The sequence below is a fragment of the Qipengyuania sp. L-5Y genome (genome assembly GCF_056859455.1).
Genome location: NZ_JBSXOM010000032.1, coordinates 232,263 through 246,219 on the forward strand (window position 1 = coordinate 232,263; position 13,957 = coordinate 246,219).

Genomic DNA, 13,957 nt, shown 5'->3' on the forward strand with positions numbered 1-13,957 from the left:
GGCGTTCCCTAGCTGTTCCGGACTTCATGTCCGACCCATCACCCTCGTCCGGCGCGCTCGAAAAGGCGCAGATTCCCGCCTATGCGGCCCAGTTGAACGCACCCCAGCGCGATGCCGTATTGACCACGGAAGGACCGGTGTTGATGCTTGCTGGGGCGGGCACCGGCAAGACCGCGGCACTCACCGCACGTTTGGCACATCTCATCGCAACCCGGCGCGCATGGCCAAGCGAAATCCTGTGCGTAACCTTCACCAACAAGGCAGCGCGCGAAATGCGCGAGCGTGTGGGCCGTCACATCGGGGATGCGGTCGAAGGCATGCCGTGGTTGGGGACGTTCCATTCCATCGGCGCACGCATGCTGCGCCGTCACGCCGAACTGGTGGGACTTGAAAGCAATTACACGATCATCGATACCGACGATCAGCTTCGTCTGCTCAAGCAGTTGATCCAGGAAAACGATCTCGACGAAAAGCGCTGGCCCGCCCGCCAACTGGCCGGTTTGATCGACCGGTGGAAGAACCGTGGGCTCAATCCGGGCGATCTCGATGCGGTCGAAAATGAAGCTTATGCCAATGGCCGCGGCGCGCAGTTCTACAAACTGTATCAGGACCGCCTCAAGACCCTCAACGCCTGCGACTTCGGCGATTTGCTATTGCATATCCTCAACATCTTTCGCGATCACCGCGATGTGCTGGAACAGTATCAGCAGCGCTTCAAATACATCCTCGTCGACGAATATCAGGATACCAATCAGGTTCAGTACCTCTGGCTGCGCCTGCTTGCCCAGGCGCGCAAGAACATCTGCGTGGTGGGCGATGATGATCAGTCCATATATTCATGGCGCGGCGCAGAAGTCGCCAATATCCTCAAGTTTGAAAAGGATTTTCCTGGCGCAGCTGTGATCAAGCTTGAACAGAACTACCGCTCCACGCCGCAGATCCTTGCCGCGGCATCGGGGCTTATCGATGCCAATAGCGAACGGCTCGGCAAGACGCTGTGGACCGAACTGCCCGCCGGCGAAAAGGTCCGGGTTATCGGTGTCTGGGATGCGCCCGAAGAAGCGCGCCGCGTGGGCGAAGAGATAGAGCGGCTGGAAGCCGAAGGCGCTCCGCTGGACGAGGTCGCCATTCTCGTTCGCGCACAATATCAGACGCGCGAATTCGAAGACCGCTTCATCCAGATCGGCCTCAACTATCGCATTGTGGGTGGCTTCCGCTTCTACGAACGGGCCGAGATCCGCGATGCGCTCGCTTATTTGCGCACCATTGCCCAGCCGGCCGATGATCTGGCATTCGAACGGATCTACAATCAACCCAAGCGCGGCCTTGGCGCAAAGACGCTGGAAGCCATGCGCCGCCATGCGCGCCGCACGCAGACGCCGCTGGCCGCCGCCAGTCTCGATCTGTGCGATACGGACGAATTGCCGGCGCGCGCACGCAACACTCTGATCGGCCTGCTGGGCCAGTTCGTTCACTGGCGGGAGCTATCGGAACAGATCACGCCGTCCGAACTGTTGCGCACGGTGATCGCCGAAAGCGGCTACGAGGACATGCTGCAGAAGGATCGCAGCGCCGAGAGCGCGGGTCGCCTCGAAAACCTGACCGAACTGGCCCGCGCCATGGAAGAATACGACACGCTCGGCGATTTCCTCGAACATGTCAGCCTGGTGATGGACAATGAACGGGCCAATGACGGTGAGAAAGTCACCATCATGACCATGCATGCGGCCAAGGGGCTGGAGTTCGATCATGTCTTCCTCCCCGGTTGGGAAGAAGGCGTCTTTCCCAGCCAACGCGCTATCGACGAAGGCGGGCTGGCCAGCCTCGAGGAAGAGCGCCGCCTCGCCTATGTCGCGATCACGCGCGCCAAGCGCCGCTGCTCGATCTTTCACGCCGCAAACCGCCGCATCTATGGCCAGTGGACCAGTTCGATACCCAGCCGCTTTATCGAGGAACTACCCGAAGAACACGTGAAGAGCGAAACCACCATGACCGGTGGTGCCTCGCTCTGGCGCGCGAACTGGAGCGAGACTGACGACCCCTTCGCCCACGTTTCCTCCAACCGCCCGGATCGCTCGGGCGCGCGTGGCCCCGGATGGCAACGGGCCCTGTCGACGAAATACGATTCGACGCCCAAGCGTATAGCCGAACCGGGCCGCAGCGCCGCCAGCTTCGCCGCCAAGCCCCGTAGCGACATCGCCGATGGCGCCCGCGTCTTCCATGACAAGTTCGGCTACGGCACCGTAACCGGCCAGGAAGGCAACAAGCTGACCATCGATTTCGAAAAAGCCGGCGAAAAACGCGTCCTCGACAGCTTCGTCACCCTGGCCGACTAGACCGCCTCACCGCGTTTCGGCTCAAGCGGCGTACTTTCACGCTTCCAGTATCGCCTCTCGAATGGACGACCTAGCTCACCGAGAAAGCCCCGCGTACCTTCCGCGATGCCCGTCTCGCAATTCAGATGGGGTGCCGGGTCCCGATAGGTTCCGAAAAGCCGATCCCACAGCGTGACCGTATTGCCATAATTGGCCCCCATCAGCGCTTCGTCGCGAATATGGTGGAGCCGATGCGCGGCTGGTGAAATCATTACCTTGCCCAAGAGACCCAGAGTCCATGGGACATCGGCGTGAATAAAAAATGCCCACCAACTGCGAAGAACGCCGGCCGTTGCGATCGCCCATTCCGGGAAGCCGATCAAAAAAAGGATCCAGACGTCGATCAATACACTAAACAGCTTGCTCAGCGGGTGTTTGCGCTGCACCGAAAGCCAATGCAGCGCCGTGTCTGCATGATGGGTTGCGTGGATCGGCCAGAGCATGGGATGGTGTTCCGCTCGATGCCGCCAGTAAACGACAAAATCGGACACAAGCACGGTAACTGCGACGACGATCACATCGTAACTATTGCTCCAGAATGCCATCATCGCGGGCATCACAGCGATGTGATTGCGAATGAACCCTTCTGGCATGGCGAATAGCGGAGCGAGAAGAACGACATTAAACAGCATCAACGCAAGGTTTGTAGTGAACTCACCATGCACGCGCATCAGCGCTTTTCCAATCGCACGGCGCTTGAGCACCAGAGCCAGCGCACCAAACAATGAACCGGCCATCGCCAAGATAGTCAGCGCCATCAGCGCGTGGTGGGCTATCGTTTCCATAAACCGCCGATATGCCGCGGCTGTAGTTAGGAACCCGTTAAATCAGGTGGCGGAGATGTCGAGAAAGCCCGGGCGCGGCCCGTTCCATTCGCCCGCTGCAACCGGCACATCGTCTTCGTTACGGCTTCTGCGCGGCTCGCGCTTGGCCTTCGGCGCGCGCTCCGGCTTGGTCCGCGGTGCGACCTCGTCGTCCTCGCGCTTCTTCCGGCTGCGCTTGGGCTGCTCTTCCGGTTCCGCCGTCTCTTTGGGCTTCGGCGTGTTCTCGACCAGATCGACGCGCACGTCCTTCTTGCCGAACACGGGTACTTTCGCACCGGTCAGCTTTTCAACGTTGGCGATCGCCTCGGCGTCTTCTTCTGCAACGAAGGTGAACGCGCGTCCCTTGGCGCCCGCCCTGCCCGTACGACCAATGCGGTGAACGTAATCGTCCGGGTGCCAGGGCGTGTCGAAATTGAACACGTGGCTCACGCCTTTTACGTCGAGGCCGCGCGCTGCAACGTCCGATGCGACGAGAATGTTGATCTCGCCCTTCTTGAACCGGTCGAGTTCCTTCAGGCGATTCGATTGATCCATGTCCCCGTGGATTTCGCCGCTGCGGAATCCGTGGCGCTGCAGGCTCTTGTTGAGCTCGCGCACCGTCGTCTTGCGGTTGGCAAAGACGATCGCGGTTTCGACCTGGTCGTGATTGAGCAGCCAGCGCAGCGTCTCGCGCTTCTGGCGGCTCTTCACCGGAATCTTGAAAGCAGTGATGTCTTTATTCGTTGTCGCGGCGCGGCTGACCTCGATCCGCTTGGGATTATTGAGGAATTTCTTTGTCAGCTTCTCGATCGGGGGCGGCATCGTCGCCGAGAAAAGCATCGTCTGCCGCGTTTCGGGCAGTTTCGAACAGATGAACTCGATGTCGGGAATGAAACCCATGTCGAGCATGCGGTCCGCTTCGTCGATAACCAGCAGTTCGCAGCCATTCAGCAGGATCTTGCCCCGCTCGAACAGATCCATCAGGCGGCCCGGCGTCGCAATCAGCACATCGACGCCTTCGTTCAGCGCCTTGACCTGATCGCCCATCTGCACGCCGCCGATCAGCAAGGCGAGCTTGAGGTCGTGATTCTTGCCGTATTTCTCGAAGTTTTCGGCGACCTGGGCTGCCAGCTCGCGGGTCGGTGCCAGGATCAGCGAACGCGGCATCAGCGCCCGCCGGCGGCCGCTTGCCATGATGTCGATCATGGGCAGCACGAAACTCGCCGTCTTGCCCGTACCCGTCTGGGCTATACCGATGATGTCCTTCATCATCAGCACCGGCGGGATGGCCTCGCGCTGGATGTCGGTCGGCTCGGTATAGCCGGCTTCGCTTACTGCCCTGAGCAAGTCTTCGGAAAGGCCGAGATCGGCAAAAGTCATGTGGTTCGAAATTGTCCCTGGAACATAGGCCGATGCGAAATTGCGCATGCGCAGCATCGGCTGGCGCCGCCATTCGCTGGAAATGCGGTAAAAGTCAAGAAAACGGCGTTAGTCGCCCTTCAGCGATCCCCGCCCACCGCTACGAGGCGGCTGAAATGGGAAATCCTGCATTTCGCTCCGGCCCTCGACATCAGCCGGTCGCGATCCACGCAAAGTTTCCCGTCCTCGCTACGCTCGACATAAAACCCGAGGTAGAAGTCGCGGGGGCTGCAGGACTTTTCCAACTCGGCCGAAATGATGTGCCGGTCCCGCATGTACATCATCAACCTGCTACCACGATCGGAAACACCCACGATGTCGCCGGCATCGACACATTTCCCGTGCGGACGCTCGACCAACCGTGGGGGAACCGCCTGCTGCGGCAACTCGCTCAACATGCTTCGGCTGATGCTGCTCGGCCGCGGGCTGACGCGCATGATGACCCGCCGCTCGATCCTGACCTGATTGACGATCGGTATTATCGTCGTGTCGACGAATCCGCGCCATACCGGCCTACGCGCAGACAGCGACTTCAGATCGACCGACCCAGCCTCGCTATCCTGGGTATGACGTGCGGCCATGTCAGATCCCGTCCCCTGCGGAGTGCCCAATGCGATAAGCATAGCAGCCAGGGGGGAAAGCAAGGACATGGGGTTGGTACGAAAGCTCCTCTGCCCGCAGGTTTGGTGACGTGCGGGAATCCAGAGAATGCCGATGTGCCCCCACGCTTGAATGCGGGCTTAATTGTTCGGCATAGATTGGCAAGTGCTGGTAATCACTTGTCAGGATGTGGCAAAGACGCCGCATTATGAGAGACAGAGACACGTTCCGAAGCGCAGCGGCAGAGTTGCTGGGGCCGCGAGGGTTCACATACGACAAGAATCTTGTGGAGCCGTGGCTGACCGACTGGCGCGGCCGCTACACCGGCAAGGCTGTCGGGCTGGCATCTCCCGCGTCGACCGATGAAGTGTCGCGCTTCGTGACGCTGTGCAGCGCGCATGGCGTACCGATCGTACCACAGGGCGGTAACAGCGGAATGTCGGGCGGTGCCACGCCAGACGACGGGGGCAACAGCGTGATTCTTTCACTTCGCCGGATGAACACAATCCGCGAGCTGGACGTCGCTGCCCAGCAGGTCACCTGCGACGCCGGTGTGGTCTTGCAAACGCTGCACGAGGCCGCAGAAGCGAACGGCCTTCGGTTTCCTCTGACCCTCGGGGGGAAGGGATCGGCCACGATTGGTGGCCTTGTTTCAACCAATGCCGGGGGCACGCAAGTCCTGCGCCACGGTACCATGCGTGCGCAGGTTCTCGGCTTGGAGGGTGTGCTGGCCGATGGTTCCGTTTTTTCGAACCTCGTCCCGCTCAAGAAAGATAATCGCGGTTTCGATCTTAAACAATTGCTGATCGGTTCTGAAGGGACTCTTGGAATTGTTACGGCCGCCACATTGCGTCTCGTGCCGCAAACGGCGCAGCGGCGTGTGGCATGGATCGGCTTGTCGAGCATTTCGAGGGCGCGCGAATTGCTGCTTCACTGCGAGAAACGTGCAGGCGATGCGCTAGAAGGCTTCGAGGTGCTGCCTCACCATTGCCTCCAGTCGGTGCTCGCACATCTGCCCAATTCGCGAAGTCCATTGTCCAGTGACCACGCATGGTACGCACTGGTCGAACTGGTCGCCGAAGCTACTGAGGCAGATGCTATCGACGGGCTCGCCGAAGACGTGCTGCACAGCGCTATGAAACTTGACCTCATCGAAGACGCCGTCATTTCTGCGAGCGAGGCGCAGGCGGAAGCTTTTTGGTTGCTGCGCGAGAGCATCTCTCCTGCAGAAAGAGCCATCGGCCCGGCGATGCAGCATGACATTTCCGTCCCTGTGGCGCGCATGGCCGAGTTCGTCGAAACCGCCTCTCCCGAAATCGAAAAACGATTTCCCGGCACGACAGCAATTGGATTCGGGCATCTTGGCGACGGGAATATCCATTATCACGTACTTGCCCCCCCAGGAGCCGTCCAAGGCGATTGGGAAAGGACTGACGGCAAAATCATCAGCGCATTTGTGCATGATCTTGTCACCGAGTTTGGCGGATCGATCAGCGCGGAACACGGGATCGGTCAGATGAAGCGTGTCGAATTAAGCAGGCTTGGCGATCCCGTGGCGCTAGGACTAATGCGGACTATAAAACAGGCGCTCGACCCACAGGGAATACTCAATCCTGGCAAACTCGTGCCGCTTGCACCCGACGCGCCAACACCGTAAAGCGCCCGCTTCGAACGCTTGCCTGCCGGCTTGTCGACAATCCAACTGAATTTCGGAGAGATCCATGGCCAGCGCGCCGCAGCCCAACCTGCCCCTGTTTTTCAAAGACCTCATGCCGCTCAACAGCAAGGACCATGCGAACTATCGCTCGCGTCCGATGACCAAGGCGCCATGGCTTGCCAAGCAGCATGCCATCCCGCTGACAGTCGATGAATTCGTGCAGGCACAGCGTGACATGCCGATCGTGTTTTCCACCGGCCCCGATGCCGTGCCGCTGGCACTGATGGGCCTCAACGATGGCGTAAACACCTTCTGCGACGATGAAGGCACTGTCACCGAGCAGGTTTACATTCCTGCCTATGTCCGTCGTTACCCGTTCATGCTTGCTCGGCTGAACCAGAACAGCGACGATCTTTCGCTGTGCTTCGATCCGACTGCTGAAAACATCGGCGAGTTCGAAGATGGCCAGCCTCTTTTTGAAGATGGTCAGCCCAGCGAAGGCACCAAGGAAATCCTCAACTTCTGCGAACAGTTCGAGCATGCCGGTCAACGCACGCAGAATTTCATGAAGGAATTGAAGGACCACGACCTGCTGATGGAAGGCGAAGTCGCCATCACGGAACAGGGTAATGACAAGCCTTTCGTTTATCGCGGTTTCCAGATGATCAATCAGGAAAAGCTGCGCGAACTTCGCGGCGATCAGTTGCGCAAGTGGACCGAGAATGGCTTGCTGCCGCTCATCTGGGCACAGATCTTTTCGATGGACATGATGCGCACGATCTTCGGTCGTCAGATCCAGCAGGGCAAAGTCCCGCAGCCCGACGCCGCCACCGCGGCAGTGCCTACTGCGTAAGGCCTCAAAACCCAGCAAATCGAGGGCGCGCCCGCATGCGGGTTGCGCCCTCTTTCTATTTACCGACCTCGCTACTTTGGAGAACCGCGCTCTTGCCGACACTCTTCGGCATCTCGCCTCTGACGAGGTGCATTGCGGCGAACTGTTTTAAGTCAGCGCCGAATCTCTCCGAACCGCTTGAAACGGCCTTATACCGACCTATTTTGGTGATGCCGGCAGGGCTTCCCCTCATGGCTCTTCCGGCAGATGCACGTGAGTGCATTTCCTCCCTGAACCTTGGCCACCTCGCGCAACTGCGCGAGGTGGTTTTTTATCGCCTACCTACTCCGCTGCCTGTGGCATCTGCCGGTTGCCACTGATGGCCTCCACCTCAGCAGCCATCGTCTCGACAAGCCCTGCCAGCAATTTAGTGATCGCCCCCGCCCGAAAACTCGGCTGATCGAGATTGGCATCGAGATACGACGTGCGGCACACCTCTATCTGCATGGCATGTACGCCTCGCGCGGTTTGCCCATATCGATCAAGGACGTATCCTCCCGAATAAGGACGATTGTGCGCAACACGCCGACCGTGCGCCGAAAGATAGCGAATGGCCAGATCGACCAATCCGGGATCACAGGAAGCGCCGAACCGATCGCCGATCACGAATTCGGCCGGTCGGTCCTCCGGATGGGTTTTCCGCAGCGGCGGCATCGAATGCAGGTCAATCAAAAGCACAGCGCCCCACCGATCGCGCAGCCTTTCCAATTCACTGGCCAGAGCCATGTGATAGGGCCTGTAAATCCCTTCGATCCAGCTATCGAGCTCAGCCTTCTCAAGTGGTTGCCGCCAGATTTCCCCCATGCCGGGAATGCGGCGCGGTACGAGGCCCAACCCATTGCGTGAACGACGATTGGCAAGCGAGTGCCGAACCGCACGCGGTTTTTCGCCGCGGACCATCGACCAATCGATATCGTCCGCCGACCGGTTCAGATCGATCATTGCGCGAGGCGCTTCTGCCATCATCAGGCTAGCCCCCGCCGCCGCCGCAACTGGGCGGGCGACGACGTCGATATAGCGATCCTCAAGCCGAAGCATTGCCTGCGCGGAATCTCGAAGTGCCGAAACGACCGCCTCGGGATAACACCTCCCGCTATGTGGAACTGATACAAGAACCGGAACGCTGCATTGCGCCGAGCGCCAAAGCCGATAGGCCGGTCCGGCACATCCGGCAATCTGCCCGCCACTCGAAAGCTCGATATCCGTCGCCGATTCTGACTGAATCTCCCGCATCGAACGAGCGTTGTCCGCGAAAGATCATTAATCAAGACCGGAATTGCCAAGCCCCGGCTACGGTGCGCAAAAACTGTCCCATATTTACATTACCCGTTTGCGATACATGCTTTTTTAAAGCGGTGGGGCTACAAGGCCCCCATGACGAACACAGCGACTCAACGGATCCTGCTTGCAGAGGATGACGATGCAATGCGCGTTTATCTCGAACGCGCCCTCGTCAATGCTGGATACAAGGTGGATTCGGTTGATCGCGGCACCGCTGCCGTTCCCCTCCTGGTGGAAAGCGATTACGACCTGTTGCTGTCCGATATCGTCATGCCGGAAATGGACGGCATCGAACTTGCCCAGAAATGCAATGAGGTGAGCCCGCATACAAAGGTGATGTTCATCACCGGATTTGCCGCGGTTACCTTGAAGGCGAGCCGTGAGCAGCCGCATGCCAAGGTTCTGTCAAAACCCTTTCATTTGCGTGACCTCGTACTGGAAGTCGAACGGGTCTTGGACGACCGCGTGAGCGCCCGTCTGCAATAACTGGCGAATTGCCCTTGCGCGGCCAGATCAGCCTCGCTAAAGGGCCCGCCTGCCCCGGAAAGGGGCGCTCGATGGTGCGGGCGTATAGCTCAGTGGTAGAGCACTATGTTGACATCGTAGGGGTCGCAAGTTCAATCCTTGCTACGCCCACCATCGAAGCCTGAAAGTCGGCCCGGCCCATATGGGCGGCCCCTTGGCCCCAAGCCATTTCATCGCATTCTCGATGCGCTTCGCTGCGCTGACGCAGTCATTGCAAGCTCGACTTAAAACAGGGGCGCAATCATCGTCAGGAGATTGTCCGCAAGGCGGCGTGCCAAGGGGCGCCGGGTAACGTTATCGGAGTCGATCTCGATAGCATCGTCCAACCAGAGATTCTGCCGGTCGCTCAGTTGAGTTGCGAACTCTGGGGACTCGAGCAAAATGTTGTTTTCAAAATTAAGGTCCAGGCTGCGCCGGTCCATATTCGACGATCCGATCAAGGCCAGCGCATCGTCGATCACCATTGTCTTCGCGTGCAGCAGCCCGCCACGAAATTCGAAGATTTTTACACCAGCCTCTACAAGTAGCGGATAATAGGCTCGGCCGATGGCGCCGACGATCCGGCTGTCGTTACGATGGGGAAATACGATACGAACCGCGACTCCGCGTCGGGCCGCGGCAACTATTGCAGCCAGTAGCGGAGGATCGGGCGCGAAATAGGGTGTGGTGATAGTCGCGCTGCTCTGTGCTGCGGCGAGCACGGCAGCAAACATCTCGCTCATGGTTCCGCGAGGTGAGAGCGGGCCCGTCCCCGTCGCAATTGCGGGAATGCCCACCGACGAAGGCCGAGGCGGCTGCGCAGACATTATCGCGCTAAGATCCTCTCCTGTTTCGACAGTCCACGCAGATGCGAAAATGATATCCGCCTGGCGCGCCACCGGCCCTTCGAAACGAGCGAGGACATCGACCCAGGGCGCGAACTTCCGTTTGATAAGAAATGCCGGGTCGGCGCAGTTCTGGCTTCCGCAATAGGTTACGCGTCCATCTATCACGGCAACCTTGCGATGGTTGCGCAGATCCGTGCGATGCCCGGCAAGGAAGGCCATTCCGAACGGCACTTCCAACGATTTGCAAAGTCGGGCGCCCGCCTGGCGCATCATCGTCCACAAATCGGAGTTGATAAGGGCGCGCGACCCTATTGCGTCCGCTGAAATGCGGCAGACCACCCCCCGCCGGGCAGCGCGACAGATCGCCTTGACGACTTTTCTGCCGTTGTTATCGTCGAGCCATATATAGAATGACAAGTGAACCGATTGCGCTGCGGCGTCGATGTCCTCCACGAGCATCGCGATGGCAGTATCTGAATCAGGCGTGAGGCGCGCAAGGTTGCCAGTGGAAGTGGGCCAGCGCGATGCCCCCTCGAAAGTGCGGAAGGCATTTGCATTCGGTCCCTCCCCGCCTGAATGGATCGCTGGCGAAGGTGCGAAAGGGAGCAGCTCTTCATATACAAGCCGTCCGCGCTGCCTGAACCTCTTCGACGTCCATGGCTCTCCGAACAGAACATACAATGTCAGCCCGACGAAGGGTAGAGCGATCAGCAGCAGCAGCCACGCCGCGCGCGCATAGGGGTCGCGCCCCGCAAGCAGGACTGCCCTGGCGATGACAGCGAGGTGGAGCGCCGCGATGATTACCCAGATGGCTACATTCAGTTTAGTCAATTAGGCGCCACCATGTCCCCCGCCCGCCGGTCCTCCGTCGAACCGACGCTGGTTCGTGCTGAAACATCCCGTCAGAATTCGCATGCGGGCGAATTCGATACAAGCATGGTGGATACGGAAATCAGAGATTGTTTGCGCTCACACGCTGACGTTTGTGTCTGATCGTCCAGAATGTCCAAATTTAGGACAGGCGGAAAGAGTGCAGGCGAATCCACTGGTAATCAGTATGATTGTGTTTTACCAAAGAGAATAGGTTAACGAATCGATTAACCGGCCAGTCGCACCCACAATCAAAAGGCCTCTCCTCGCTTTAAGCGGGGGTCAGGTGGTGTGCGATTTCTGTGTAGAACCATAGATGAAGAATAAGAAAAGGGAAGCATAGTTTAAACAACTTGGGGGGTACGTATCATGCGTACGGTATCAACGAGTGTTTCACTTATCTGCTCTAACCCGATCGTCAGTGAAGGGCTAAAGTCCATCCTGTACGATGAAGAATTTTCAGTGGTAGGTTTACACAAAACCTGCTCCGCCATGATTTCAGCCAAGGATCACGCTGCAGTCCCTGTCGGAATGATAGTCTTCGACGCCGATGCATCCCGCAATATCGCCGAAGATGTTCATGCCGTGCGTCAGGCGTTTCCGGATTCGCGCTTAGTCGTCTTGCACGAAGGTCTCGAAGTCGATTGCCTCGTGGACGTGTTCGAAGCCGGTGCGGACGGTTATATCCTCAAGGAAATCTCGTGCGAGTCCCTCGTTAACTGCCTTCAATTGGCAGCGCGTGGTGAGAAAGTTGTTCCGGGAGAGCTGGTCAAACAACTGCCGCACTTCACCTTGGCAACAGCCGACCGGACAAAGGCTGAAGGCGACCTTTCAAACCTTCTTTCCGAGCGCGAGATCGCTACTCTGCGATGCCTCGTTATGGGTTACCCCAACAAGGTGATCGCTCGCCGTCTCGACATCGGCGAAGCGACCGTGAAAGTTCATGTGAAGGCAATTCTGCGCAAGCTTAATGTCCAGAACCGTACGCAAGCCGCGATCTGCGCCGTTAATCATGGGGTGCAGGCTGCCATGCCCGAAATAAAGGTACGCGCTCCCGTCGCGGCGATAGACGCGCCGAGCAAGCCTGCCGACACGTGCGACACCGGCGCGCCACGCCCGTTCATGCTGGCCGAGACGCGTCCCGTGGAGCATGCGGTAAAGGCCTGAACGTCACCGGACGCTTGCTGGTGAAAGGCCCGGTGGAGACGCGATCACCATTCGCGTGGCCGCCCGGGCGTCAAGGAAATCCGGAGATTTCGGCTTCACCGCCAAGCGTCAGTTGCTGGTTTTATGCCACCCCGCTGAGGCTTTGGGCGAGTACGTTTAACGTGCCCTGCCTCTCGTACGCGCATAGCGAAGTGGAAATGCGATGAAGATCACAATGATCGGATCCGGGTATGTCGGTCTCGTTTCCGGCGCCTGCTTCGCCGATTTCGGGCACGACGTTGTCTGCGTCGATCTCGATGAAGCTAAGATCGAGGCGTTGCGAGGCGGTGAGGTTCCGATTTTCGAGCCCGGACTTGCCGATCTGATAGAGCGCAATGCGCGGGCCGGACGAATTTCGTTTACGACTGAGTTGGCCCCTGCCGTTGCTCGTGCAGAGGTCGTATTCATCGCTGTCGGCACTCCGTCGCGCCGCGGGGACGGTCATGCCGACTTGAGTTTCGTCGAAGCCGCCGCCGCCGCTATTGCGCGCGCGATGGACGGTTTTACCGTTGTCGTCACAAAGTCGACGGTTCCGGTCGGTACCGGCGACGAGGTGGAGCGGATCATTGCCACAACCCGGCCGGATGGCGAATTTGCGGTTGTCTCGAACCCCGAATTCCTCCGCGAAGGCGCCGCGATCGAGGATTTCAAGCGGCCCGACCGCATCGTAATCGGTAGCGAAGACACGCGAGCACTCGGTGTGATGCGCGAAGCCTATCGTCCGTTAAGCCTAAACAAATCGCCGATCCTCGAAATGAACCGTCGTTCGGCCGAACTCACCAAATATGCCGGCAATGCCTTTCTGGCGACCAAGATCACATTCATCAACGAAATCGCCGACCTTTGTGAAAAGACTGGCGCTGATGTGCAGCAGGTCGCTCGCGGCATGGGCCTCGACAAGCGGATCGGCAGCAAATTCCTCAATGCCGGCCCCGGTTATGGCGGTAGCTGCTTTCCCAAGGACACGCTGGCGCTGCTCAAGACCGCCCAAGACTTCGAAGCCCCGCAAACCATTGTCGAAGCGGTCGTCCAGACGAATGAGAAGCGCAAACGCGCAATGGGTCGGAAAGTCATTCAAGCGATCGGCGGGGACGTACGCGGCAAAGTTGTGGCCGTGCTCGGCCTCACCTTCAAGCCGAATACCGATGATATGCGTGACAGCCCCGCAATTGCGATCGTGCAAACACTACAAGATGCAGGCGCCGTGGTTCATGCGTATGATCCCGAAGGTATGCCCAACGCCAGCCAGATGTTCGAAGATGTAGCGTACTTCGATGACCCTTATGCGGCCATGCAGGATGCCGAAGGGCTCGCGATCGTGACTGAATGGGATGAGTTCAGGGCGCTGAACCTCACCAAGGTTCAATCGCTGCTCAAAGGTCTGGTCTTGGTCGATCTCAGGAATATCTATGATCGCGGCGAGCTGGAAATGCTTGGAATCAAGTATGTCGCTGTCGGTCGTTAGGAACCTGAACCTCGATGACGCGGGTTTCAAGGCGGTC

11 protein-coding genes and 1 tRNA gene are annotated in these 13,957 nt (G+C 58.8%); 7 read left to right on the forward strand and 5 right to left on the reverse strand.

Features of this window, described 5'->3' with window-relative positions; all coding sequences use genetic code 11:
* The first annotated feature begins 26 nt into the window (after positions 1 to 26).
* A complete protein-coding gene (locus AC13F2_RS14775; protein WP_482965652.1) occupies positions 27 to 2,336 on the forward strand; it encodes an ATP-dependent helicase in 2,310 nt (769 codons plus the stop codon).
* On the opposite strand, the gene AC13F2_RS14780 is transcribed toward AC13F2_RS14775, so the two are convergent.
* The 3 genes from AC13F2_RS14780 to AC13F2_RS14790 form a co-directional block, all read right to left on the reverse strand.
* Positions 2,333 to 3,112, reverse strand: coding sequence for a sterol desaturase family protein (locus tag AC13F2_RS14780; RefSeq protein WP_482970477.1), 780 nt, complete (start codon positions 3,110 to 3,112; stop codon positions 2,333 to 2,335). The genes AC13F2_RS14775 and AC13F2_RS14780 overlap by 4 nt on opposite strands.
* Before the next feature lie 90 nt (positions 3,113 to 3,202).
* A complete protein-coding gene (locus AC13F2_RS14785) occupies positions 3,203 to 4,558 on the reverse strand; it encodes a DEAD/DEAH box helicase (protein WP_482965742.1) in 1,356 nt (451 codons plus the stop codon).
* Positions 4,559 to 4,677: 119 nt separating this feature from the next.
* Entirely contained in the window at positions 4,678 to 5,178 is a 501-nt protein-coding gene (locus tag AC13F2_RS14790) for a hypothetical protein (protein WP_482965654.1), read from the reverse strand.
* A gap of 227 nt (positions 5,179 to 5,405) precedes the next feature.
* On the opposite strand from AC13F2_RS14790, the gene AC13F2_RS14795 reads away from it, so the two are divergent.
* Both AC13F2_RS14795 and AC13F2_RS14800 read left to right on the forward strand, forming a co-directional pair.
* Positions 5,406 to 6,854, forward strand: a complete 1,449-nt coding sequence (locus tag AC13F2_RS14795) for an FAD-binding oxidoreductase (RefSeq protein WP_482965655.1) — start codon at positions 5,406 to 5,408, stop codon at positions 6,852 to 6,854.
* 64 nt (positions 6,855 to 6,918) lie between these two features.
* Positions 6,919 to 7,707: a SapC family protein gene (locus AC13F2_RS14800; RefSeq protein ID WP_196845938.1), complete on the forward strand. Its 789-nt coding sequence runs from the start codon at positions 6,919 to 6,921 to the stop codon at positions 7,705 to 7,707.
* A 321-nt stretch (positions 7,708 to 8,028) separates the two neighbouring features.
* Here the strand turns inward: AC13F2_RS14800 and AC13F2_RS14805 are convergent, their stop codons facing one another.
* Positions 8,029 to 8,979 (reverse strand): N-formylglutamate amidohydrolase, encoded by a 951-nt coding sequence (locus tag AC13F2_RS14805; RefSeq protein ID WP_482965656.1) that lies wholly within the window; start codon positions 8,977 to 8,979, stop codon positions 8,029 to 8,031.
* Positions 8,980 to 9,120: 141 nt separating this feature from the next.
* On the opposite strand from AC13F2_RS14805, the gene cpdR reads away from it, so the two are divergent.
* Together cpdR and AC13F2_RS14815 are read left to right on the forward strand one after the other, a co-directional pair.
* Positions 9,121 to 9,513, forward strand: coding sequence for a cell cycle two-component system response regulator CpdR (gene cpdR / locus AC13F2_RS14810; RefSeq protein WP_103023597.1), 393 nt, complete (start codon positions 9,121 to 9,123; stop codon positions 9,511 to 9,513).
* Positions 9,514 to 9,591: 78 nt separating this feature from the next.
* Positions 9,592 to 9,666: transfer RNA gene (locus AC13F2_RS14815), tRNA-Val, on the forward strand.
* 110 nt (positions 9,667 to 9,776) lie between these two features.
* Here AC13F2_RS14815 and cls read toward each other — a convergent pair.
* Entirely contained in the window at positions 9,777 to 11,210 is a 1,434-nt protein-coding gene (gene cls, locus AC13F2_RS14820) for a cardiolipin synthase (protein WP_482965657.1), read from the reverse strand.
* 408 nt (positions 11,211 to 11,618) lie between these two features.
* On the opposite strand from cls, the gene AC13F2_RS14825 reads away from it, so the two are divergent.
* The gene (locus AC13F2_RS14825; RefSeq protein ID WP_482965658.1) at positions 11,619 to 12,416 is read left to right on the forward strand and encodes a LuxR C-terminal-related transcriptional regulator; all 798 of its coding nucleotides are present in this window, start codon (positions 11,619 to 11,621) and stop codon (positions 12,414 to 12,416) included.
* A 202-nt stretch (positions 12,417 to 12,618) separates the two neighbouring features.
* Positions 12,619 to 13,920 (forward strand): UDP-glucose dehydrogenase family protein, encoded by a 1,302-nt coding sequence (locus AC13F2_RS14830; RefSeq protein WP_482965659.1) that lies wholly within the window; start codon positions 12,619 to 12,621, stop codon positions 13,918 to 13,920.
* Positions 13,921 to 13,957 lie beyond the last annotated feature (37 nt).

Coding starts and splice junctions, on each gene's coding strand:
- AC13F2_RS14790 (WP_482965654.1), bottom strand. CDS start 5,178: ATGGCCGCACGTCATACCCAGGATAGCGAGGCTGGGTCGGTCGATCTG.
- AC13F2_RS14785 (WP_482965742.1), bottom strand. CDS start 4,558: ATGACTTTTGCCGATCTCGGCCTTTCCGAAGACTTGCTCAGGGCAGTA.
- AC13F2_RS14780 (WP_482970477.1), bottom strand. CDS start 3,112: ATGGCCGGTTCATTGTTTGGTGCGCTGGCTCTGGTGCTCAAGCGCCGT.
- cpdR (WP_103023597.1), top strand. CDS start 9,121: ATGACGAACACAGCGACTCAACGGATCCTGCTTGCAGAGGATGACGAT.
- AC13F2_RS14825 (WP_482965658.1), top strand. CDS start 11,619: ATGCGTACGGTATCAACGAGTGTTTCACTTATCTGCTCTAACCCGATC.
- AC13F2_RS14805 (WP_482965656.1), bottom strand. CDS start 8,979: ATGCGGGAGATTCAGTCAGAATCGGCGACGGATATCGAGCTTTCGAGT.
- AC13F2_RS14800 (WP_196845938.1), top strand. CDS start 6,919: ATGGCCAGCGCGCCGCAGCCCAACCTGCCCCTGTTTTTCAAAGACCTC.
- AC13F2_RS14830 (WP_482965659.1), top strand. CDS start 12,619: ATGAAGATCACAATGATCGGATCCGGGTATGTCGGTCTCGTTTCCGGC.
- AC13F2_RS14775 (WP_482965652.1), top strand. CDS start 27: ATGTCCGACCCATCACCCTCGTCCGGCGCGCTCGAAAAGGCGCAGATT.
- AC13F2_RS14795 (WP_482965655.1), top strand. CDS start 5,406: ATGAGAGACAGAGACACGTTCCGAAGCGCAGCGGCAGAGTTGCTGGGG.